General features: G+C 46.6%; 18 protein-coding genes and 1 pseudogene. 9 read left to right on the top strand and 10 right to left on the bottom strand.

Features of this window, described 5'->3' with window-relative positions; genetic code table 11:
* Positions 1-19 precede the first annotated feature (19 nt).
* Both QUA01_RS18070 and hpsA read right to left on the bottom strand, forming a co-directional pair.
* Complete coding sequence (locus QUA01_RS18070) at positions 20-631, bottom strand: prepilin-type N-terminal cleavage/methylation domain-containing protein (protein ID WP_333091428.1); 612 nt, start codon at positions 629-631, stop codon at positions 20-22.
* A gap of 40 nt (positions 632-671) precedes the next feature.
* Positions 672-5,711, bottom strand: a complete 5,040-nt coding sequence (gene hpsA / locus QUA01_RS18065; RefSeq protein ID WP_333091426.1) for a hormogonium polysaccharide biosynthesis protein HpsA — start codon at positions 5,709-5,711, stop codon at positions 672-674.
* Positions 5,712-6,354: 643 nt separating this feature from the next.
* On the opposite strand from hpsA, the gene QUA01_RS18060 reads away from it, so the two are divergent.
* Together QUA01_RS18060 and QUA01_RS18055 are read left to right on the top strand one after the other, a co-directional pair.
* Positions 6,355-7,119 (top strand): sulfotransferase domain-containing protein, encoded by a 765-nt coding sequence (locus tag QUA01_RS18060; RefSeq protein WP_333091425.1) that lies wholly within the window; start codon positions 6,355-6,357, stop codon positions 7,117-7,119.
* Between the two features lie 190 nt (positions 7,120-7,309).
* The gene (locus tag QUA01_RS18055) at positions 7,310-7,510 is read left to right on the top strand and encodes a heavy-metal-associated domain-containing protein (protein WP_194011982.1); all 201 of its coding nucleotides are present in this window, start codon (positions 7,310-7,312) and stop codon (positions 7,508-7,510) included.
* Between the two features lie 204 nt (positions 7,511-7,714).
* Here QUA01_RS18055 and QUA01_RS18050 read toward each other — a convergent pair whose 3' ends face one another.
* A complete protein-coding gene (locus QUA01_RS18050; RefSeq protein ID WP_333091424.1) occupies positions 7,715-8,125 on the bottom strand; it encodes an ArsR/SmtB family transcription factor in 411 nt (136 codons plus the stop codon).
* A 151-nt stretch (positions 8,126-8,276) separates the two neighbouring features.
* Here QUA01_RS18050 and QUA01_RS18045 point away from each other — a divergent pair, with 151 nt between their 5' ends.
* Both QUA01_RS18045 and QUA01_RS18040 read left to right on the top strand, forming a co-directional pair.
* On the top strand, positions 8,277-8,444 hold the full coding sequence (locus tag QUA01_RS18045; RefSeq protein WP_333091423.1) for a metallothionein: 168 nt from the start codon (positions 8,277-8,279) through the stop codon (positions 8,442-8,444).
* A 272-nt stretch (positions 8,445-8,716) separates the two neighbouring features.
* Positions 8,717-8,980, top strand: a complete 264-nt coding sequence (locus QUA01_RS18040; protein WP_333091422.1) for a DUF7219 family protein — start codon at positions 8,717-8,719, stop codon at positions 8,978-8,980.
* Between the two features lie 326 nt (positions 8,981-9,306).
* Here the strand turns inward: QUA01_RS18040 and QUA01_RS18035 are convergent, their stop codons facing one another.
* On the bottom strand, positions 9,307-10,329 hold the full coding sequence (locus QUA01_RS18035) for a metal ABC transporter solute-binding protein, Zn/Mn family (protein WP_333091420.1): 1,023 nt from the start codon (positions 10,327-10,329) through the stop codon (positions 9,307-9,309).
* A gap of 89 nt (positions 10,330-10,418) precedes the next feature.
* Between QUA01_RS18035 and QUA01_RS18030 the strand changes: the two genes are divergently transcribed.
* The gene (locus tag QUA01_RS18030; protein ID WP_333091418.1) at positions 10,419-11,138 is read left to right on the top strand and encodes a metal ABC transporter ATP-binding protein; all 720 of its coding nucleotides are present in this window, start codon (positions 10,419-10,421) and stop codon (positions 11,136-11,138) included.
* Between the two features lie 134 nt (positions 11,139-11,272).
* Positions 11,273-12,112, top strand: a complete 840-nt coding sequence (locus QUA01_RS18025; RefSeq protein ID WP_333091415.1) for a metal ABC transporter permease — start codon at positions 11,273-11,275, stop codon at positions 12,110-12,112.
* A 460-nt stretch (positions 12,113-12,572) separates the two neighbouring features.
* Here QUA01_RS18025 and QUA01_RS18020 read toward each other — a convergent pair whose 3' ends face one another.
* From QUA01_RS18020 to QUA01_RS17995, 6 genes are all read right to left on the bottom strand, one after another.
* Positions 12,573-14,492, bottom strand: a complete 1,920-nt coding sequence (locus QUA01_RS18020; protein WP_333091414.1) for a globin domain-containing protein — start codon at positions 14,490-14,492, stop codon at positions 12,573-12,575.
* A 135-nt stretch (positions 14,493-14,627) separates the two neighbouring features.
* Positions 14,628-14,789 carry a hypothetical protein gene (locus QUA01_RS18015; protein ID WP_333091412.1) on the bottom strand — a complete coding sequence of 54 codons (162 nt, stop codon included), beginning with the start codon at positions 14,787-14,789 and terminating at the stop codon, positions 14,628-14,630.
* 554 nt (positions 14,790-15,343) lie between these two features.
* Positions 15,344-15,913 (bottom strand): hypothetical protein, encoded by a 570-nt coding sequence (locus tag QUA01_RS18010; RefSeq protein WP_333091411.1) that lies wholly within the window; start codon positions 15,911-15,913, stop codon positions 15,344-15,346.
* Between the two features lie 183 nt (positions 15,914-16,096).
* Positions 16,097-16,228, bottom strand: a complete 132-nt coding sequence (locus tag QUA01_RS18005) for a hypothetical protein (RefSeq protein WP_333091409.1) — start codon at positions 16,226-16,228, stop codon at positions 16,097-16,099.
* 628 nt (positions 16,229-16,856) lie between these two features.
* A complete protein-coding gene (locus tag QUA01_RS18000) occupies positions 16,857-17,141 on the bottom strand; it encodes a mechanosensitive ion channel family protein (protein ID WP_333091408.1) in 285 nt (94 codons plus the stop codon).
* A gap of 210 nt (positions 17,142-17,351) precedes the next feature.
* Complete coding sequence (locus tag QUA01_RS17995) at positions 17,352-19,442, bottom strand: histidine phosphatase family protein (RefSeq protein ID WP_333091407.1); 2,091 nt, start codon at positions 19,440-19,442, stop codon at positions 17,352-17,354.
* 707 nt (positions 19,443-20,149) lie between these two features.
* Here QUA01_RS17995 and QUA01_RS17990 point away from each other — a divergent pair.
* The 3 genes and pseudogenes from QUA01_RS17990 to QUA01_RS17980 form a co-directional block, all read left to right on the top strand.
* Positions 20,150-22,627, top strand: coding sequence for an ATP-dependent Clp protease ATP-binding subunit (locus QUA01_RS17990; protein WP_194069564.1), 2,478 nt, complete (start codon positions 20,150-20,152; stop codon positions 22,625-22,627).
* Positions 22,628-23,104: 477 nt separating this feature from the next.
* On the top strand, positions 23,105-23,698 hold the full coding sequence (lepB, locus tag QUA01_RS17985; protein ID WP_333091404.1) for a signal peptidase I: 594 nt from the start codon (positions 23,105-23,107) through the stop codon (positions 23,696-23,698).
* Positions 23,699-23,870: 172 nt separating this feature from the next.
* A pseudogene (locus QUA01_RS17980) lies at positions 23,871-24,066 on the top strand (hypothetical protein); the annotation flags it as partial.

The following is a 24,066-nucleotide window of genomic DNA, read 5'->3' as shown; positions in this document are numbered from 1 at the left end:
ATCGCGGGGACTTTGTTGATTACTTACAGCCGGTGGTGCTTTGGAGTCGATCGCACAACGATCGATATGCAGACGAATTTCCTGTTGTAGTAGGTGGAATTTCTGTCTGCATTACCACCAAAGGCAATTTAGGGTTGCCTAGTCCTGAATTAGCAACTGATTGTTGTTTTCCTTGTTCTTGGGTTATCAAAGAGCCGAAGGGGGCATCGGCTCTGTAAACCCGGACTTTTAATGAATAACCTGTGTCTGTCGGCTTGGCCCCTAGAGAACGAATACCCTGAACGTAAAAGTCTTTGTTGCTACCACAGACCTCGCTCGTTTGCTCTGACTTAAAACAGTACAAATTAGTTTTGTCTGCGGGAGCAGGAGGAATTATGGAATTGGAAGGGTCATATGTCTGAGTTGGACTCGCGATCGCCCCCGATCTGAGAGTGTCGATGTAAGTTCTCGCCGCCTGCGTAGCCAGTTCCACCCGCCGCGCTTGTACGCGAGTTGCTACCGAGAAGGCCATCACCGGGGCGATCGCGATCATCAGCACCGAAACTACAATCATGGCTACCAATGACTCAATAATCGTGTAGCCACCATCTCGTGACTGGGATAAATTTTGGTGTTGTTTTTGCTTAGTCATAAGTAGGACTCCAGTAGTTGCGCGACGGAAAGTTAGAGGGTTAAGTGGAGCATTTAGCTCGATCGGTAGTTGTGAGGCTTTCGGTGGCGTTTTTGTCGGCGTTAGTGCCGCCTGCAACCTTAGAACACATCAAAGTTTTGATCCACTCGTCATCCCGAGGTACTTCCCGGAAATACTCGTCCGGGGTTCGTTGTGATGGAGGAGTTGTGAACTTTTGGGTAAACAAATCCGGTGGCTGAGATAGCAGGCCCACGTCATAGCCCCAGTTCCGGGTGGGCGGAGTGAAGTATGGAATCTGACCACCTGATATGTTGTATTTAATTATTGTTGTTGGATCGTAAACACCAGGAATAGCAGTAGCCTGTGCAGTAGGATTAGACGATTGGGCGAACAAAGTTGTTAGGCGATCGGCTGCTGCTGATGGATAGTCCGCCGCCTGCAGAGTTGGTATATAAGGTGCAGTATTAAAGGCGCTACGGTTTAGCTGGATGAAAGACCCTTGGATGTTAGTAGAAGTAGGAGGAGTTCCTATGTTCCAGAGTTCCAAGAATCGGGGCAAGTTTTGCAAGCCGCCGTTAAAGTCACCCGAGGACGTAGTACCTAGCCTCCTTGAGGGAGTGTCGCCCGCTCCCACCACCATATTGAATGTAGTCTCTACAGCCTTGGGTATCCATCCTGTTGTGTCTGCTGCAGCATTACCTCGCGGGGTACCTGGGGTGGCTGTTGTTGCACTCATGAACTGCGGGACTGGCATCAATAGCGGCTGTGACCCATTTAATGGACTTGCGCCGCTTGTTGCTGCGAGGATTGGGACAGGTACTTTGCTGCCGTCTGTAGTGCCAGGAGCGGTATTGCGGGTGTTGATTGGATAGGGAATATTGGTAGAATCGTAAGCGACATTAGTCCCACTCTTGGCTGCAAACCACAGAGCGTTAGTTCTTAAACCGCCCACACCTGCTGCGATATTTCCTGTAGTAATCCCCAAAGGCTCTGGAGCAGTCAGGTTTGTCAGATCGAAAGGTGCAGTGCCGTTTCTCTTAAAAGCTACACGGCGGGGGAAGCGCTGCAATGCTGGCACAGGGGGATCGACAGTGGAACCAGCTTTAAAAGTAGTATTAGGGTCAGTAACGGGTGACACATATGTGCCTGTACTGGGAGCCCTCGTTGGCGCTTGTGGATCGACGTACCAATCATCATCCTTACAGGCAGAAACTGGCAGTTTTGTACAAACTTCCATTACGTACTCTGGGAAGTTCCCGCGGCGCTGCACCGGCGTGACAAAGTTGTTGAAGTAGGAACTCCATAGCCGGGGAAGGGGAGATGCAGCCACGTAGGTAGCGTCTGTCACCCGTGTAGTGCTAGCACCTGCGGTACCTAGTAAATTGAGGTTGTCTGAAAAGGCTCCGCTGGAAAGTCCGTTAGTAACAAAGTTGTTGTTGAAAAATCCTTGTTGTCTGCGGGGCAGTACAGCAGCAGCGCCCGCATTGTTTCTGAGGTCAAAGTCTCCCTCGTTGCGGAAGCCAAAACGGTAATTTGCCGACAGCAGGGTGATTGCATCTGCCAGTACGTTTGCAGGACGCCATTCGTCGCCGGTCGTACATTGACCACTCAGTCTGGGGTCGTTTGGGCGACACGCAAAGTTTTTATTGAGGTCGCCTTGTACGCGATTGTAAAACTTCTCCCAATCAGCAGAACTTTTAAACTCTGTTTGGGAGGGAGCTTTAAATTCTTGTTGGGTGTGAAGGTTGAAATTGCCTTTGACATAAACTGGCAAATTCGATGCCAAAGTCAGCCCTTTTTCCAGAACTACATTGGCCACAGTGGGAGGGAGGCTGGGAACTCTGGCGAGTTTTTCACCGTTAACCAGCAGAATTGCGCTAGGCTTGCGAGTGGGGTCTAGTAGGAAGTCAGTAGGGCTTTTTGTTTTACTCTGTTCTTCATCTATGCCGGTGCCTCCTCCGGTGGGGGTGCGATCGCTCCGATCGGGCAGCGCGTCATCTCGGCTGGCATAGATAATTCCGCTGTATGGCAGTAAAGGCTCTCCGGCAATTGAGTTGTTTCGCAATACATCGAGGTCTATCTGAGTGGCACGAATTTCTAAAGGTTGCCGTTCTTCTAGGGGCTGGTTGTAATTGCCTGTTAGTTTTGCTGCGCCTGTACCCAGTGGACTGCTGAGCGTAAAGGCTTCGTTAACGATGGTATTGGGGTCATCGCGATCGATCGCCTTGATTTCTCTACCGTTCAAAAATGCTACTTCTTGGATAGCCCCGTGAGGAATATCAGAACTCACTGTCTTGGGAGCGGTGGCTATAATTTCTAGGGCGCACATAGTAGAGTCGATCGCTGCTTTGTCGGCCAGAGTGCGATCGCCTGGTTCTTTTAGTAGCGCGTTTCTCAAAGGCTCGTTAGCAAACCTACCGTCAGGAAACACGTAATTAGCTTGCCTTTCTAAATCACTTGGCGCGGCCCCGCCTAACAAGCCCAATGTAGCCGGAACTGCACTTGGAGTTGATTTGGCATCTTGTGTTCGATCTGTCGGTGGACTGTAGACTATCCCATTATTTGAGCCAATTTGAGTTCCCCTCGTCCCTAATGCAGGCTCGCCGCTTTTATTATCGGGAAGTCCAACTAAATTTTTGGCTGTGGAAGCGTTGCTGGGGTCGTAATAGCTGCTGACACAGGCAAATGGCCGAACGGCAGTGAGATCGGGCTTGTTTGGTGCTAAAGGTGGAACATAGCCGCCGTCTTTTTTGTAGTGATAAACCGCTGTCGCCCGCATCCGTAAATCGCCCTTGGCATACTGGGGAGTTCTGGGATCGATCGCCGAACCCGCTGCTAATGACAGCGCTGGTGCTGCTGGATAATCAACCCAATCCAACGCACCGCTATTAGAATTGTTGTTAAATACTTTAGACCCCTTCCCCAGAGGCGACATCGGCATTGTATCCGGCCACACAACGGGGTATTTCTCAGTAGTAGCGGTGGTAGTTGGGTCGTCGTAAGCATCAGTTGCGAGATTTCCCAATAAATTACCACTTGAATTTATCCAAGTGGGAGGCGGCAGAAAAGAATTGGTGCGCTCGTAAACTCCTGCACTGGTGATCACCCGCAGACCGCCAACCCCATCCAGGGGATTTTTAGGTGTTTCCGCTGCTGCTCCTTCCCAGAAACCACCACGGTCTGTCGCTCCTACGTCGGCCAGCTTTGTCACCTGGGGCGTTCTCGTGCGGAGAATGCCACTGGTGTCAGTAGCATTCCACTTGCCTGGAACTACTTCTTCTGGCGCACTGGTAAATTCATTTTTGGTGTCGTCCCATCTCTTTGCTGGTAAGTTGTTACCCGCAATCACCCGATCGCCCAGCAATAGTTCTTCAGGTAGCGGTGAGCCATCTTTTGTTGGTGTTGTTGTTTCTAACTTACCCTTTTCTAGTTGGGACAAGACTTTGATACCGGTTTTACCATCATCCGGCTCGCTCCATGTCTGCAAAGCAGGTCGCAGTTGGTCTTGCGCTCCTGCAATCAGTGTGCTTGGTTTCGTCAAGTCTGTTTCCGCAAAGGGAACTTTGCGGAGCATCTGTTTAAAATATTCTTCCAGCGCTTGGTTCCTGGTTTGGGTGCTGGGTTTATTTTGCACCGAAAACGGGTCCCCAGGTTGGGGAGTCTGCTCTGGCTTGCCGGTGGGGGGTAAGACTGGCCCCATCTGTGCATTCACTAGCGAAGAGAGGCGATCGGAATAGGCTCTATTGTTGTAAAGTACCTCCAAGCTGGTCTGGGCAATAGTGGATTCAGAATCGTCGTTGCTAATAGTTTTTGCCGCCGTCAGCATAGCGGCGTTTCTGCCATTACCTGTAGGTAGTGATGAGGCTTTTTGGAAAAGATGCACGCTGACTGGATTAATTCCGGCGGTATTGCCCGCCCAGCCATTAACTACATTACCTCCCACAACAATTTTGCTATTTTCTTGTTCGTAAAAACAAGAATCCGGGCTGCTAACTTGATACAGTCGTGTCCTATCTCCCCCATTTAAGTTGGTCACTAACAAATTACTATTGGTGAATATCCGCCCGTTTAGATTGAACAGAGGCCCTGGCGATATATCCAAGTCGTCTTCATATACAACGGCATTGTTTGCGAGGGGAATGCGGAGTTGGTCTTGCTGGTATTCCAAAGCGGCTGTGCTGGCAGATCCTTTGAAAGCTTCAGAAGGCTTGTCCAATACCAAGCCGTTAGCTATATCTTTCTGTGTAATCGGTACATTAACTGTTTCAACAAAAAAACTTTTTTTAAGTGGCCCGTCTATTCTGTACCAGCCCGAGTCGCCTACCAAAGTAGCGACAGTACCTCCACCTTGCACGCATTCAGGGTTGAGACTTTTGGCCGATGTGGGTGGCGTTCTTGCCTCCAACGACCTTCTGGCCCTTGTGAAGTTGCCTAAAGTTGGGCCTGCGTCACTGCGCTTCGGACTGCGGAAGAATATGCCGTAAATAGTAAAAGTGTCATATGTGCCATCACCGTTAGTATCTACGGGATATCTCCACGCAGTATTGATCGACTCATTTTCTTTGTCGTCAGCAAGAATAGGAGGTTGGTTAGCGTCACCCACGGCACTGCCGTTGCCGTCGAGGTCTGCTTTAAGTACCAGTCGCTCCTCGTCCCCAAACCTATAAAGATCCGTCGCAGCTCCGTCAGCATTTGCCATTCTCAAGTACAATTCTCGATCGGATGGAGTGCCTGTCGGTCTTTGCGGGTCTTCCCAAAGCATAAACTGAATTTTTGCCTTTGCCCGATCGAGCGCGGGAGTGGCGGCCGCCAGCACCTGCTGGTTCACGCGCACGTTACGGGCCGTATTTGCCCGATCGAACGATCGCAGAGTAATCGCCACCGTCAACAAGATTACTACCAGCAACACCATCGTCACCGTCGGCAGCACAAAGCCCGCCACTGGCAGTTGTGCCCGGCGGCTCATAGCCATGAGGGCTTGCAGCATTGCTCTCATCAGCCGTTTCGCCCCAGATCTGGTAACACCAGCAATCCGCCGCAACAGCAATACGATAACTTTGGATAATTTGCTTTTAAACATTGACGCCTTCCTGAATAATTTCAGAGATGGTATTGCAGGTAGATACTGCTCAACAGTACGATCCCACCTTTATTGTTCCCAATTTCCACAACATCCATATCAACCCTTGCAGAAATTTACAAAATGTGCACTTTAGCGAAAAAATAAAACCGACAAACGGGCGATCGAACTCGCAGGCAATATATTTTTTTCCCAAAGATTTGCTCCGCAAGGATTTGGGCTGGGTAACTCCACTCTAGTCTAGTTCTATCCTATTGTCAGCGTTCAGCCCTAAAGTGATTTCGATCGCTATTGAAGTGCGATCGCGATCGTTTCCAATTCATCGCCGGGGCGCATTTGATAAAATAACGGGTTCCTATGCTCTGCCTATAAACCCCTATCAACGAGGCTATTAACTGGTTCCCTGGCTCTGCCTGGGAACCCGTATCTAGAGGCTCTGCCTCGATTTTCAATAGCGAGGCAGAGCCTCGGGATCTGCGTTACCAGGCAGAGCCAGGTAACGAGTAAAATTGGTATAAATTGACAGGATTCGGGCGCGGCGGCCAATCCCTAGGAGGTCGATCGACCCTAGGGCGGCAACAATTTTTCAGGCTGGGTATTAAAATGGCGATCGATTATTAAGAGCTACAAAAATTCAACAACTGTGAAACCAACCCCAAATCCCCCACATTTCATCATCATTGGCGCTCAAAAAGGCGGCACAACATCCCTCTACACCGGTCTCACCCAACATCCCCAAATCGCCCCCGCCGCCGTCAAAGAAATACATTATTTTGACCTCCAATTTGACAAAGGCCCAGAATGGTATTACTCCCAATTTCCCACAGCAGCAGAACGCGGACACAAAATTACCGGAGAAGCCAGCCCCTATTACATTTTTCACCCCCAAGTTCCGCAGCGAATTTACGATTTGTGTCCAGAAGTCAAATTAATAGTTTTGCTGAGAAACCCTGTAGACCGCGCGATTTCCCACTACTATTACTATATTAAGATTAAATACGAATCATTATCTTTTGAAGAGGCGATCGCCCTAGAACCCGAAAGACTAAAAGGCGAACTAGAAAAACTCCTAGCCGACCCAACTTACTTTAGTTACGAACACCAACACCACTCTTATTTAAGCCGCGGCATCTACGCCGACCAACTCCCAGCTTGGATGAAACTATTTCCTAAAGAACAACTTTTAATCCTCAAAAGTGAAGATTTATATACCAATCCGGCAGTCACGTACAACAGCGTGTTAGAATTTCTAGGCTTGCCGCCGCACCAACTCAAAGCCTACCAAAAACACAACGCTACCCAATATTCGCCCGTAGACGAGAAAGTATACGAGCAGTTGAAGGCGTATTATCGATCGCACAATCAGAGATTAGCTCAATTGTGCGATCGAGACTTCGGCTGGGACTAAAATAATCAATCCGACCGGGGTTTTCAACCCCTGCCGGAATTGCACAGAAAGCCCACTGCTGAGACAGCAAAAAGCCATGCCTGACTCTCTACCCGCAGCTAAACTTTCAACAAATATTATGAAAGCCAACCGAAATCAGGTTAAAATAAAAGCAGAATAAATTCTGCAATCTACAATATCTGGTTTAATTATGCCACTCAAACTTCATGTTCCCTCGATCGTCTGTGCCGGCTGCGGAACCACTATTACCGAAGCCATCAAAACAGTTGAATCCGATGCTAAAGTCGATGTAGATATAGCAGCCAAGACTGTCACCGTGGATGCCAAAGCCTCGGAAGAGTCTATTAAACAAGCTGTAGTTGCTTGCGGTCACACTGTTGTCGAAGCATAATATCAGGCTCAGCCTTGGTTTCTAGTCGGGGCAGTTTTAAAGATAAATCTTTGGTTGGAGAGGGCGAGTTTATAAATATTTTCGATGTGTATCAAAGATTATCTGTGAACTCGTCCCTAAAAAATCCGACCCGACAAGAATTCCTAATGACTACTGACTACTGACTACTGACTAATGACTACTAACTACTAACTACTAACTAATTTAAGATTGTTCGTCCAAGTGTTCGGCGACTGCTCGGTACAGTTCTAAAACGTGGCGATCGAGTAAACTATAAAAAACTTGTCTGCCAACTTTGCGATAACTTACCAACCGCAGCGCCCGCAACGCCCGCAACTGGTGCGATACCGCCGATTCGCTCATACTCAAAGCCGCCGCCAAGTCGCACACGCACAATTCTTGATTTGCCAACACCGACACCAGCCGCAGCCGGTTCGCATCTCCCAAAAGACTGAAAAACTCTGCCATGCGCTGAGCTTTTGCCGTGTTGAGCACCTGTGTTTGCATTTCCCCAGCCCGCACGTTGTCAACTATATGCGGGCGATCGCACATTGGTGTATCGTTTTGTTGGTCGGGCTGACCTATCGCTCCGTTAACAGCAGACTTCGGTGGCATCTCGATCCCGGCTTGTTTTAATTCTCATTTTCATTTTAGTGCGATCGGTCAATCTTTTGTAACAAAACTTTTACACTTACTTCCTTGACTTATCTCTGAATATGTGTTCATATATTGGTATAGGCAAACAAATCCACCAGGAGAATCTCAAATGACTACAGCCACCCAAACAAAATGTGCTTGTCCTTCGTGCGTGTGCGCTGTCAGCCCCAGCGATGCCATTGAAAAAGACGGCAAAACATACTGTTCCACAGCTTGCGCTGACGGACATCCCAACGGCAAAGGCTGCGGCCACGCCGGCTGCGAGTGCCACAAATAAATATTTCGGTTCAGAATAGGTTCACTAACCGTAAAATATATCTCAAGGGAGATGCGAACAGCGCATTTCCCAATTTTTGTGCTTTTAGGTTAACTTAAGGTTAAAATACGGGTAATTAAAGGTTAAAATTCCCTTGACAGGCTAAGTACAAAGCGAAAAAGCAAAATTGTTGCCAGCGGAATACAATAAAAGTAAGTTAGCGTCGCGATACTAAGTGCAAAGACTGCTATTAATAGCAGAGAGAGAACCAAAATTTGAATTAGGAGGGGCCTATGAAAGAGCGGGAAGATTTTTTACATCCTCGCAATCGCTACTACGGTGATTTTACGCCAGAAAACTTGGCGTTTAATGCCAACTTGCAGGAATTTGCTCAGAAAATAACTTATATTTGCTCGCTGGAAACAGGAGGGAAGATTAGCGCGGAAAAAGCCTATAAAGATATTAAGGCTCTTTGGAAAAACTTAAAATCCTCTAAGAAGCAATTGGGAATTGGCCAAAAACCCCCCACTAGCGATGATGAGGAAAATTTGCCTTAAATTCATCGCAGATGCAGCAACTGCAATCGAAAACCCCTGCGATTGCGATAGCTGCGTTTTGCTGTGCACTCAGCAAATGTAGGGAGCTTTCGGGCGCACGTAGCTTAACCGTAGGGCTTGCACTGCACACCAACAATTTTAAGCTATAGCGGTTATCAAGCATTGTGAGGTATGCCCTATTCCCTATGCCGCATAGTACCTCATATCAAAGCTTGAAAGGCTATATCTCGATAAATTCTGCGATTGCTTCCCTGTGTTTCACCAACCTCGCAATGACAGTAAATGTAATTGCTTGCTCAACAAGTTTGTCGTGCGCGATGCACGCCCTAGGGGAGCAAAGTACAATTGCCGCCGAGTCCAGAAGTAATTGCACAAGTATTAGTTTTCAGCATTCCTTCATAGGTATCAGCACCGGTGCCGGGGCCTCCTAACTCGTCGCTATAAAGTTCTTTGTCAGAAATTTTGACATGGGCTTCCCTCGCTACAGTCTCCATTAACTTGGGATTAGTTGTGGTTTCTACAAAAATTGTTGGCACTCCTGCAGTCTTAATTTCTGATGATAATTCCGCGATTCTTGCTGCAGCGGGCTGTTCTTCTGTGGTCACTCCTTGCAAAGCTCCAGCAATTTCTAAGCCGTAAGCATTGGCATAGTAACTCAGTGCATCGTGAGTTGTGACTAATTTGCGTTGGTTGGCCGGAATTGTCGCAATTTGTGATTTAATCCAAGTATCTATTTTTGTTAAATCATTTGTTAGTTTGGCGGCATTTGTGGTGTAAAGTTGAGCATTTTTTGGAGAAACTTTGCTCAATTGGTCGCGAATTATTTCTACCATGCGGATGCCATTTTGAGGATTGTGCCAAACATGAGGGTCGGGGACTTTTTCGTCGGTGGCTGAGGATTTTTGTTCTGCTTTTTCTTCCCCCGGTTCGTGTTCGTGTTCGCCCATTAGCGGTTTGGGAACGGCGAGCTCGTGTACGGCGATTTTGGGTGCGAGATTGCTGCTGGATTTAATTAATTTAATGATGCTTGGTTCGTGGTTGTAGCCGCCGTATAAAATCAAATTGCCCGTTTCAATGGCTTTGCGGTCTTCTGGCTTGGTTTGGTAGGCGTGGGGGTCTTCTCCGGGCTTAATTAGACAGGTGGTGTCGATCGAACTTTGGGCTATTTCCTTCGTTATATCGCAGATAACGCCAGTGGTGGCGACGACTTTCGGCAAGTTGGCGCCCTTACTTTGGGGCGTGGAATTGCTGGCTTGCGGGCCCAAACTGCACCCAACCAGCCCGAAACCCATTGCCAAAACCGCCACACTGCACAATCTGCGGGTTTTTCCGGTCAATTTTTGTAACATTTTTACCTCTGGAATGATAATCGTTATTACTTTTAGAGTTATCCTATTCTAGTAGCTACGAACAAGAATCGTTCTCAAAATCTGGAATTATGTTAGAAGTGCAAGATTTGGCTGTGAATTATCGAGGAATTTCGGCCCTCAACAGCGTGAATTTTCAGTTAGAACCCGGACAGTTAACGGGGGTGTTCGGCCCCAACGGCGCGGGGAAAAGCACGATGGTGAAAGCGATGCTGGGATTGATCCCTACCTGTCGGGGTTTGGTAAAATATCAGGGGCGGTTGTTGAAGGAACAGTTGTCGCGGGTGGCTTATGTGCCGCAGCGATCGCAAATTGACTGGGATTATCCGATTACTGTGCAAAATGCGGTGATGATGGCGCGGACTGTCCAGACTGGTTGGTTTCGCAGTTTCTCGAAGCAGTCGCAGGAATTGGTGAAAACTGCTTTGCTGCGGGTGGGAATGTGGGATTTGCGCGATCGGCAAATTGGCGAACTCTCCGGGGGACAGCAGCAGCGGATTTTCTTAGCAAGGGCGATCGCCCAACAAGCCGATTTATTCTTCTTCGACGAACCATTTAATGCGATCGACAAAGCAACAGAAGAAATTATTTTCGATATTTTTGCCGAACTCAAAGCCGAAAATAAAACATTGCTAGTAATCAGTCACGATTTAGGCGAAACCTTAAAACAATACGATAATTTATTGTTACTCAACAAACGATTAATTGCCGCTGGTTCCAGCCGGGAAGTCCTCACCGCAACCAATATTCAAAAAGCCTATGGATACGATTTCAGCTTAGTTGCAGCGTGAGACAAAGGGGAAGTCCCTTCTTCCTTCTTCCTTCGTGTCCTAGCGCTGACGCGCGGCTTCGCCTAAAGCGTCTTCGCGGTTCAATCATCTTCCATCATCCGTTAAATCCGTTGCCGAACTTCCTTCTTCTATAAATGTTAAATTTGCTGATTGAGCCATTAAAATTCGAGTTCATGCGAAACGCGATCGCCGTCGGCATTTTGCTAGGAATACTCTGCGCCGTAGTCGGCTCCTACTTAATTGTACAACAAATGGGAATGATGGTAGACATGATCGCCCATTCAGTATTAGCAGGATTGCCCGTTGCTTTTTCTTTAGGATTCAATATTTCCATCGGCGCTTTTATATCGGGAATTATCAGCGCCGTAATCATGGCGTGGATTCAATCGCAATCGCGCATAAAAATTGATGCTATCATGGCATTAATTTTGTCTACATTTCTAGCAATTAGCGTCACCTTAATTAGCATACTACGAACAACAAAACTAGACTTAGACGGATTTTTGTTCGGGAATATCTTATCAGTTGCACCCGCTGACGTGCAGCAGACTTTTATCATAACTGTGATAATTTTGGCGGCGGTTAAAATCTTTTACAAAGAACTTCTATTCTATACCTTTGACCCTTTGGGAGCGCAAGCGTCAGGTTTGCCGGTAAACTGGATTTACCTGGGAATGATTTCGGCAATTACCCTGACAATTGTGGCGAGTTTGCAAACTGTGGGGGCGCTGTTAGTAATTTCGCTATTAATCGGGCCGGGAATTACTGCGTATTTGTTGGTAAAAGAGTTACATTTAATGATGGGATTGGGAGCGCTTATTGGAATTGTAGCTAGCGTGGCTGGGATGTATTTTAGCTATTATTTGAATATGCCGTCTGGTGCGGCAATTGTATTAGTTGTGTTTGGATTATTTTTGGTTGCTTTGGTGTTCAGTCCCAGTCAAGGAATTTTGACGAGAAAGAAAGGATCATAGTCCGATTTTAGATTTTAGAATTAATTATGACTAAAACTCTTGTATAAATCTTGGATTGATAGGTTAACCGTAGATGTATAGCCTTTTTCAGAAAGATGAGGTACTATGTGGCATAGGGCATAGGGCATACCTCACGACGCTTGATAACCGCTATAATACCAATTCCGGTTGCACTCATACATGATGTTAACAGTCAACAGTGAATTTAGGCGTTGCTGATTTACGGTATGAAAGGCTAAATATGCAAGTTATAGAAACCAGAATCCACAAAACTTCTGAATGGGAGCATCTCACTTTTGCGGCCCAGCTAACAATTGGAGGTAGGAGACAGGAGACAGGAGGAAAGAGGAAGAAAGAAGGAGTCAAAAGAAGTATTTTTACAAATATGAGATGCTCCCAGGGGTCGTCACCATTTTACCAGAAAAGCAGACCTCAAAGTCATAAAAAAGTTGGCATCAATTTATTCATTTGTGACCCCATCTTCCAGAGACTTATACTTCGATCCATCAGGCATAATAGCACCTATGAGCAAAGCACCACTCAGGTCAGAAATACTAACTTTAGCACCTTTTAGATTTGCACCACTTAGGTAGGTACTATTCAGATTAGCACCACTCAAACTCGCATTTCTCAAATTGACACCGCTCATATTTGCGTTACTCAAGTCCGCACAAATTAAATTAGCGCCACTGAGGTTGGCATTACTGAGATTAACCTGACTCAAGCGAGCAAAACTCAGGTTGGCATCACTGAGATTAGCACCCGCAAGTTTAGCTTGACTGAGGTTAGCATTATCGAGGTTGGCATGGCTCAAATTTGCATTACTGAGATCCGTCTTACTCAAATTGGCTGCACTCAGATTGGCCTGAGAGAGATTAATAGCTATTAACTCTGCATCAGGAGAATCCAAACCTCTCAGAGAAACACCATCTGAGTTCAAATCTTGGAGTGCCAGAATTCTTGCATAGCTAACTTTTACGCTGTGTGCTGCATCAACTGTACTCCAAGCTTGGTAGTGAAATTGCTTCCGGCGATCGGGAGCTTCCTTAATGAATAAAACTAAAGCAACGACAAGACTGAGAGCATCAGCACTCTCCAAAATCTCTGCCAGCAGAGAATTTTCCGCCGCGTTTACATAAATTATGATGAACAAAACGGCTGAAACGCTAGCCACTAACCAGGCGGGTTGTGTCCAAAAATTATCAATGAATTTTCCTAAAATTCCTTTAAGAACTTCACCCAATCGCTGAACCAATGATTGACCCTGAAATTGCTGATAACTATCAGTTATTTTCAAGAGTATTTTTTGGATAATTTCACCATCCAACTGAATTGGTACTAAAGGCTTTTTCTGTTCCTCGGTTGGCGGCGCGATCGGCTTAGATTCGTTCAGTAATTGTGTCTTTGATTCTTTTGGCTGATTGTGGGTGACATCTTTTTCATGTGGGACAACCTTTGGTGTAGAAACTGCACCTGCGCCTTTTAACATCAAATCAGTAATTGCTCTGTAGGCATCTGTCCACGCCAGCTTTACTTCGGGAGTCCAATCTTGCTGGAGAGACTGCTCAAAAGCCATCAGCAGTGCTTCTCCAACTGGACCATAATATTTAGGAATTACCCCATAGCCGATGTGTCTGCCTCCCAAGGCGTTCAGAACTGGGCCTAAAGCCTCGGGAGAGCGGAGATTTTCTACTACCAATACCAAAGCATTTATGAGCTTCTTCTGTTGTTTTTCAATAGCGATATTGGCAAACAGCGGTTTAAATTCTGGGTGAGCGATGAAGAGGTTTTCGTAGAAGTTAGCGGCAAATTCATCAGCACGAGGTTTGATTTTCTCGAAACTGCTTTCCAGTATATCTACGGCAAATTTTGGCTCTTTTTCTGGAATTAATTCTAGTTGGTGATTAGCTGGTACAGTCACCGATTTTTCTGGAATTACCTCTGTTTCTAATTTAACTTTTTCAGGTGAAGAAACTACACCTGCGCCTTTTAACATCAAATCAGTAATTGCTCTGTAGGCATCTGTCCACGCCAGCTTTACTTCGGGAGTCCAATTTTGCTGGAGAGACTGCTCAAAAGCACTCAGTAGTGCTTCTCCAACTGGACTGTAATATTTGGGAATTACCCCATAACCGATGTGTCTGCCTCCCAAGGCGTTGAGAACTGGCCCTAAAGCTTCTGGAGAACGGAGATTTTCTACTACTAAAACCAGAGCATTAATCAGCTTCTTCTGTTGCTTTGCCATATCTATATTGGCAAACAGCGGTTTAAATTCAGGGTGAGTTGTAAACAATTTTTCGTAGAAGCTAGCGGCAAATTCATCAGCGTGAGGTTTGATTTTCTCGAAACTTTGCTCTAACAGTTCAACATTTAAAGACATAATGCTTGTTTTTCTCTTGAAAGTTGACGCTTCCTTGTCTAAAGACAGGGTTTTTTAACTATCCGGCTCTGAATGAATGCTTTTGATAGAGTGTTTGGAACCTGAGAGTTTCTTTGCGGACGCCAGGGCCAGATATTACAAACTCAAATTTTCCAACTCTTGCGACAGGGCAGCCATAAAGTCTTCTGCATCCTTGATGCCCATCTCCCCTAAAGCTTTCCACTCCTCGGTACTGTAATCTAAATCGAGTCCCATCACGTCTTGCGTCCAATAAGGCAAATTAGATGGGTTTTCCATTAGCTCACAGGTGATCCTTAAGATTTCTGTTCCGGTTGTATTTTTTCTAACCTTTGTCGCCAAGCAAAAGGAGAGTAACTTCGCCAAATTACTTTCGGGTGGCATGGATATTAGAAATGCCATATTTTGTGCTAGTACAAACTTGTCTAACTTCATTGGGATATTTTCCTTTTTCTAGTTTTAAGGTACTCACGTAAGTATTTTTTGGGTTCTCTCGTAGTTTCGGTTTTGAGCAAATAAATTAACGGGGTTTTCCGCCTAAATGCAGCGGTTTAAGGCGTAATTTTCAGATTTGCCAAATTCCACTCAAATTACAGATAACGCCATAGAAACCATAGCATAGGACAGGGCAGCGATCGCAAACGTAACGAATGATGTTGTACTGTAACGAACCTGGTCGATCGCCCATAACTTCTGCCGGGAACCAACCTATTTTTTGAGAGTCGGCTTCAGTAATGAAACCGATGCGATCCACCTCGTATTTGCAATATACATTTTGGCAGTTTTTGACCCTTCTTTTCTCAAGCTTTGTGAGAAAAAAAGGGTCTAGAACCCTAAAGTTCGTCCAGCTTCAGATCGTCAATATAAAGCAAGAAGAAACCGCCAAACACTGATAGTACAGCACGCAAAAATGGTTGCATCGGAATTTTGTAAAAGAAACCCCAGACACCGCACCAACATAAGATGATGGCAATGAGAGTATAAATAGTAGACAAGCTGGGATACTTATTTTTGAAGTTATGAAATACTTTCTCCCTAAAATTCATAGCCTCGAAAGGTTTTTCTGAAGGAGTTTTTCTCCCAAATAGCAACTCCTTCAAGGATAGGTCGTCTAAGAGAAGCATTATCAGGCCAAGCGCTAACAAACTAAGATAGTGCAGAATAACTTCAGGAGAAAATTCAGGGGCGCGTGTTTCTAACAAATTTTCTCCACCAGCCCATGAGTCAACTATAGTGAAAGAGCCAGTCCAGATAGCAATGATGTTGAAAAAAACGTAGAAAATGTGAAAATTGGGATATTTTTCCTTGAGGGCGCCGAAAAACTTCTGTCGCCTGCCGGAACGACGAGAATGCTTTTTTTGCAAGTCTTCAACGGCGGCTTGAACGGGTTTTTGAGGTTGCATATTAGGTTCCATGATTGCTCCTTTGTAAGTAAAGATTTAAGATGTTGCCGAAGGTAATATTCAAGTGAAATTAGAGAGCGTCTCAAATGGTTATAATGGTTATTCCGTACTTGTAGTGAAAAACAGCCTATTAGTAATTTGAGTTAAGCATAAGCTTAGTTGATCGCTAGGCGTGACATTGCCTTAACTGAGTGACTTCAGCCACTCGTGAAGGGCATCAGTTGTCAAGCCAAGCTGCAAAGTTTCTGCAACTGTTTCCATTGCTTTGATTTCTTCGGGTTTAAGTTGCCGATCGGCTAAAGCTACCCGTCCCATCAACTCAAAAATTTCTTGACGACTAAATAAATTGAGCGCTCCAAGATTAGCCAGGTCTAAGGCTTGCGCTAAAATGGTCTTGAACTCTTCCCACCAAGGCAGATATTCCCATTGCGGTACAAACTCTGCTTTGTGTGTGCGGATCTTTATCAGAAAAAATTGTTGACAGATCCTACAAATCTCGTCCTGGACCGCACCCAATATCTAAAATTGATGTCGGCGAGCGTTGGAGGTAGCGATCGGACATACGTTTAGATACCTCAGCGTTGCAATCTTTATACACTTGTTCATAAAATGCAGGATCGCGATACAACATATTCTGAATAAATGCAGCCTGATTCAGTTCTTACTTAAACGGTTGCTCATCGGTCGGTAACATCATTTAATCCTGGATTTGTGAATAACGCTGGAAAATTTACATGATTCTTAGTCACCCCGACTCCTATCGACAAGAGACAAAGTTAATAAGCTCGGTATGCTTGCAGATAATCATAGCAGGGATATTGACAAATATAGCAACCGCCTTGGGGGTTATGGCATAAACTGGAAGTAGTCCCTTTTGCTGCAAGCGATCGCTGTCCGATCTTTCAACTATCGCATTTAATTTGAGAGACCAACCTACCAGATGTCAATCTCTAAGGCTTTCCGAAACCGCTCCTGCTTTCCGATACACGGACGTTTCCGAAACGAGATGGGAAATTTTGCCATTACTATCATCTTCTCGTCCGATTTCAATACCTTTGGGAATAGCAGCAAGTTTGATGCCTTCAGAGTCGAACCGTCCCTGAATCATGCGGATAACGTCTGAGTGAACTGTCCAAAAATCTTCTTTTTTCACCCACCCATCTGCCTTCAAACTGATGTAATAGTCTTCAATGCTCCACAGTTGGGTGCTGGGGGCCGGCTCTGCCAAAACGCCAAAACGCCAAAACTTTGGGGTGCGATTTCAGAATTTCTACGAGCAATTGCTCCACCTTCGCGAGGTTTTCTTCAAAGTCAATATCGAAATTGACGAAAAGTGGCTCAAATGAATCTATAAATTGCTCCTCTATTGAACTTGGAGCTGACAGAATTTACAAAAATTATGTCAGCTCCATTAGTATCAATTCCGGGCGATCGCCACTTATGCTCCAACTGGGGATGCAGTAGCAGAGACGACGTTCAGGTTAGCAACCAACCCATAGGTTGATACGTACTCTTCTAATTCTGCTAAATCGACAGTGCCATTGCCATCGCTGTCAAGAATGTTGAACAGATAATCAGTGACGTAGCTTCTGACTTCTTCAGAGCTACGTTCGCCTGTTGTCATATCTTCTATTAGCCCTAACAACTCCGTAATTTCGGATCGATCGAGCGACTTACTTCCATCCGTATCTAATTGCAGGAACAGCTTTTTGATATCTTCTGTTGCCACTCTCGAAGAACGCAGTGTTTCTCTCAGTATGTCATTGCCAAATGAATTCATGAACAATATCTGTTCGATGAGTGGGATGCAGAAAAAGCCCAGCGAGGCCCAAAAAACTGCATACTTCACCTCCGAAGTAGTTGCACTAACACCGATAAAAAGAGCTGCCCAAAGGAAAAAGTTTGGGTTCACAAGCAAGATATAAGCATCGCGAGCTTCTGCCTTACTTAGCTTGCCCTTTGTAAACACTGAGGTTAATGTAGCTACTACCCGCATCGAGACAAAGACCAAAGTTGCAATTGCCAGTTGTTGCAGACAAGCTAGCGATCGCGCTGTATCCGTTGAGGAAAATATATCGCTGAGGAATGTTGCCGGAGTAAACTGAAACCCGGTTGCCAAAGCCATTAATGCAACAGCCAGCACACCGATAAATTTCCAGTTTTTACTGTGGTGGTTTGATTCTACAGGAGATTTGTCGCGCCAAAACTGGGCGATCGCTCCCGGTATTGCCAGACCTAAAATTAAAATGATGCCGAAAAAGATCAGGCTGTCAACGTTAATGGGTAAATTGGCAACCTTCAATGTAGCCAGAAGCGCCAGTGGAGCAACGATTGATAGCGTTCTTGACAAGAGAGCCGACGGATAAAGATTACCGCCCCAAAGCACCGATAAAACTGGGGAAGTCAGGGCTGGCGGAACCATCCAAAACAGCACCCACAAAACTTTGTACAAATCGGCTTCGCTCTGATATAAAAATCCAGAAAATATTAAAAATAGACCAACTGCCCATCTCACTGCCATCCACCCGTAAACTAGATACTTCACAGTTGAAGTTACTTTGCGTTTACTGGCGGCAAAGTCAATGTCCAGGTAGGTATAAAATGTTGAAGCGGCAAGACACGCAACAATTATCGATCGAAATAGCGCTGACGGAATCCCTCCAGCTCCGCCACTGATTGCCCCTACCAAACTTCCCAGTAAGAAGGCGGTGGCATAGATCAAAATCGCCCACATAATTGAAAGATCGTTGATCTCTTTCCGCAGGGAAGCAGCACTGCCGGATTCCTTATCGCGAAACTTGACGAGATCGACACCGCTGAGAGCTTTACCGTTGGGGAGTTTCAGGTGTTTGTAAGCTGTAGGGGGTAAGCCGCTTAAATAAAGTGCTAGAGGCTCCAGTACATATTGGTGGCACACTACTAGAACTGTTTCTCCCCGTTCCAAGTGCGGTACAACTTTGTCCTCGTAGAAACGGGCAGCGCGAAAGTAAACTTGGGCAATCTTTTCGCCAGCCGGAGGTGCTTCGTTGTGCGAGTGCAACATTTCCTCGAAGCCTTCGTAGCCCAGGGCTAGACGCAGCAAATTTAGGTTGCGACCCGCAAAAATGCCAAAGGATTTTTCGCTAATGCGGTGGTCTATCTGAACGGGGATATCGGGCGACTTTAGTGCCTGACTTTCAGCAAGGGCGATTTCACAGGTTTGCCGCGCCCGTCTCATGTGAGAGACATATACTGCGTCAAACTTTGTACCTTTTTTCTTGAGGTCAACACCTGCTTGACGCGCTTGCAATCTACCAAATCCTGTCAGATCAACATCCAAAACTCCTGCAAAAATGTTGCGTTCGTTACTGGTACTTTCACCGTGCCGAATAAAGTAGACACGTCCTAGCTCTTCTGCATTGAATTCTGTATTGAATTCTGTTTTTGAAGCGGCGGAAGTAGTGGCGGTTACATTCTGGGATGTACCTGGAACTTTGATCGATCCATTTTCGGTACTTTGTACCTGGTCATCTAACTTTCTAGTATTCACAATTTACTTTACTACCCCTTAAACAGGATTTAGATTGTTTTGTAAAGTTGAAGTTTCCGACTTTCAAGTCAGATATGCTAACGACAAAAAGCACTCTGCTACGAAAGCAAGGTCTTTGACCGTGCTGAGTATAGTCTGAGCTAAACCTTTGGGAGTGTAGCAACACTCACTAATTGATGCAGGAGCGATCGCACAACACACAACATCAAGACTAGCCTAATTCCCAACGGATCTGGGGCAAAATTTTAGATAAAGAAAGCCCAGCTCGCCCTCGCCCTCCCAACCAACAAATTCTTGAGATAGGCTGTTACTTAAGGATGTGTTTAGGGGATCGATCGCCCATCTAACTAATAACTTTTGTAAAAAAAACGGCCCGACACTTTGAGAAATATCAATTTTGCACCTGCGCGAGACCAAAAAAGATTGTGCTAGAATCCTCAATACATAGTCAGTCGTAGGTTGGGCGCGGGCCGAGGAGAGCAATCTTCTTGCAGTCTAGGGGAGGTTGTAGGTCAGCCACCATTTGGGTCTTCCCAGTTGAAAGCCACCCTGCAACATGAGCCTAGAATCTGCAACCGCAGCCGCCGAGTGCGGCCCAGCGGTGCGAGTGTCGCGCTAGAATTGGCATTACGAGTTAACACTCGAACAAAAACGCTCGTTGTGCGAGCGTGACCTCAAAACGGGCACATAGCAGGTGGGAATAAACCATGTTTGAACGCTTCACAGAAAAAGCAATAAAAGTAATCATGTTGGCCCAGGAAGAAGCTCGCCGCCTGGGTCACAACTTCGTAGGGACAGAACAGATCCTTCTGGGTCTGATCGGAGAAGGAACCGGAGTGGCGGCAAAAGTCCTCAAATCAATGGGAGTTAATCTCAAAGATGCTCGGATTGAGGTCGAAAAAATCATCGGGCGCGGTTCGGGCTTCGTAGCAGTCGAAATTCCGTTCACCCCTCGCGCCAAGCGGGTTCTAGAACTGTCCCTCGAAGAAGCCCGCCAACTCGGACACAACTACATCGGCACCGAACACCTGCTGCTAGGCTTGATTCGCGAAGGTGAAGGAGTCGCGGCCAGAGTCCTGGAAAATCTGGGAGTAGACTTGTCGAAAGTCCGCACCCAAGTGATTAGGATGCTGGGAGAAACCGCAGAAGTCGCAGCCACTGGTGGGGGCGCTCGCACCAAAACGCCAACCCTCGACGAATTTGGCTCGAACCTGACTCAAATGGCCGTCGATGGTAAGCTTGACCCGGTAGTCGGTCGGCAAAAAGAAATCGAACGGGTAATTCAAATCCTCGGTCGCCGCACCAAAAATAACCCGGTGCTCATCGGGGAACCCGGAGTCGGTAAAACTGCGATCGCCGAAGGTCTGGCCCAGCGCATCGCTAACAACGATATCCCAGACATCCTCGAAGAAAAGCGGGTTGTAACTCTCGACATCGGCCTGCTGGTCGCCGGTACCAAATACCGGGGTGAATTCGAGGAACGTCTCAAAAAAATCATGGATGAAATCCGCACAGCCGGTAACGTGATTTTGGTGATTGACGAAGTGCACACTTTGATCGGTGCAGGTGCGGCAGAAGGGGCGATCGACGCAGCGAACATTCTCAAGCCAGCTTTGGCTAGAGGCGAACTCCAGTGTATCGGCGCTACAACCCTCGATGAGTACCGCAAGCACATCGAGCGCGATGCAGCCCTAGAGCGGCGCTTCCAACCGGTGATGGTCGGCGAACCTACTGTTGACGAGACGATCGAGATTCTCTTCGGTTTGCGGGAACGCTACGAACAGCACCACAAGCTGAAAATCTTGGACACCGCCTTAGAAGCAGCAGCCAAACTCTCTCACCGTTACATCTCCGACCGCTTCCTCCCAGACAAAGCAATTGACTTGGTAGACGAAGCAGGTTCGAGAGTACGCCTGATCAATTCTCAACTTCCCCCCGCAGCTAAAGAACTTGACAAGGAACTCCGCCAAGTCCTGAAAGATAAAGACGAAGCGGTGCGTTCTCAAGACTTTGACAAAGCTGGGGAATTGCGCGATCGAGAAATGACCATCAAAGCCGAAATTCGCGCTATTTCCCAAGCCAAAAAAACCGACTCGGCGGCCCGTGGCGACACCGACCCATCGCCAGTAGTTACCGAAGAAGATATCGCTCAAATCGTCGCAAGCTGGACGGGCGTCCCGGTCAACAAACTGACCGAATCCGAATCCGAAAAGCTGCTGCACATGGAAGATACCTTGCACCAGCGCTTGATCGGCCAGGAAGAAGCAGTGAAAGCCGTTTCCCGCGCCATCCGTCGCGCTCGCGTTGGCTTGAAAAATCCCAATCGCCCGATCGCCAGTTTCATCTTCTCCGGGCCCACAGGCGTCGGTAAAACCGAACTCACCAAAGCCCTTGCTTCCTATTTCTTCGGTTCCGAAGAAGCCATGATCCGGCTGGATATGTCCGAATACATGGAACGTCACACCGTCTCCAAACTCATCGGTTCTCCACCCGGGTACGTCGGCTACAACGAAGGCGGCCAACTCACAGAAGCAGTCCGCCGCCGTCCTTACACCGTCGTGCTGTTCGACGAAATCGAAAAAGCCCACCCCGATGTCTTCAATATGCTCCTGCAAATATTGGAAGACGGCCGCTTAACCGATGCCAAAGGTCGCACCGTGGACTTCAAAAACACGCTGCTGATCATGACTTCTAACATCGGTTCTAAGGTCATCGAAAAAGGCGGCGGCGGCCTCGGTTTCGAGTTCAGCGACAACCAAGCCGATGCTAATTACAACCGCATTCGCTCCTTGGTTAACGAAGAACTCAAGAACTACTTCCGCCCAGAATTCCTCAACAGACTTGACGAAATTATCGTCTTCCGTCAGTTGAACAGGGAAGAAGTCAAGGAAATCGCCGTCATCATGCTTAAAGAAGTGTTCGGCCGCTTGACAGAACAAGGAATCACGATGGAAGTGACCGAGAAATTCAAAGAACGGCTGATAGAAGAAGGCTACAACCCCAGCTACGGAGCCCGACCCCTGCGCCGCGCCATCATGCGGTTGTTGGAAGACAGCTTGGCCGAGGAAATTCTTTCCGGTCGCATCAAAGACGGCGACATCGCCCTTGTGGATGTGGGCGATGACGGGATTGTCAAGGTGCTGCAAGGTCAAAAGCGGGAATTGCTACCCCAAGGCGCTGAGTAAGATTGAGTGGAGTGCGGCGAGTAAAGTTGTGAAATAACCAATCTCGCAGTTGCAAATAACTCCAAATCTTCACGTAAAAAAAGGTAGAGAATTTTAATTCTCTACCTTTTTTATGAGTTAATATCAAGAGGATACTTATTATATCGGGTACGGTCGATTGACAACTATAAAATTGGTTCGTAGTGCAGACTAAATTCCACACGCGCGATCCGTTGTTGTTGTGCTAATCGACAGGACATGATATTACGTCAATATTTGATGAATAAGGAAACCACAGACAAACGCAAATAAACGCAGATAATTGTAAGATAGTTTGCATTTGTTGCAATTCCAGTCTAATAATTAACAGCGATATATTTCAAAGGTAAGCTGTAGAGCATTTAAATTGAATATTCGAGGTGATTGTTTCTGGAAATACAATTTGAAGGTCTCTACAACTTATTAGATAATTTGTGGCAATTATATAGCGAGGACTCAATGACATCGGAAAAAAAGAATTTAGCTACAGAAGTAGCAGAAGTGCAGGCTGAAACCTGGTGGCAAAAAGCCTGGAAGTCGCAGCGAGAAAATCTACAAATCGTAATTATTGCTTTGGGTTTAGCAATATTGATTCGAGCGCTGGTGGCGGAACCGCGCTTCATACCGTCAGATTCTATGATACCAACTCTGCACGTGGGCGATCGCGTCGTGGTCGAAAAAATCTCCTACTACCTCGAACCTCCAAAAACTGGCGACATCGTAGTATTTGCCCCGCCCCAAAAGTTGCAAGAACAAGGCTTTACCGAAGACCAAGCATTTATCAAGCGGGTAATTGGTTTACCGGGTCAAACCGTCGCTGTTAAAAAAGGTTTAGTTTACCTCAACGACAAACCCCTCGTCGAAAAATATATTGCCGAACCTCCTAAATACCAGTGGGGGCCTTATCGCGTCCCTGAAAATCAATACTTTGTGATGGGAGATAACCGCAACAACAGCAACGACTCTAGCCGATGGGGATTTTTACCTCAGCAGAATATCATCGGCCGCGCTGTAGTGCGGTTTTGGCCGCTAGAACGTATCGGACAAGTTTGAAGTCATCAGTCATTAGTCATTAGTCATTAGTCATTAGTCATTAGTCATTAGTCATTAGTCATTGGTCATTAGTCATTGGTCATTAGTCATTAGTCATTAGTCATTGGTCATGAGGAAGATGGAAGATGGAAGATGGAAGCTCGGCCAACGAACAAGGTACGGGATTTAACGGATGAATGTTGGGGGAATTGGGAATTGGGAATTGGGAATTGGGAATTGGGAATTGGGAATTGGGAATTGGGAATCGGTAATTGGTAATTCTCCCCCTCTCCCAGTCTCCCCCTCTCCCAGTCTCCCAGTCTCCCAGTCTCCCAGTCTCCCAGTCTCCCAGTCTCCCAGTCTCCCAGTCTCCCAGTCTCCCAGTCTCC

Origin of the sequence: Microcoleus sp. S36a_B3 (assembly GCF_036700745.1) — a bacterium.
In the GTDB taxonomy this organism is placed as follows: domain Bacteria; phylum Cyanobacteriota; class Cyanobacteriia; order Cyanobacteriales; family Microcoleaceae; genus Microcoleus.
This window is presented reverse-complemented; position numbering and strand designations above follow the sequence as displayed.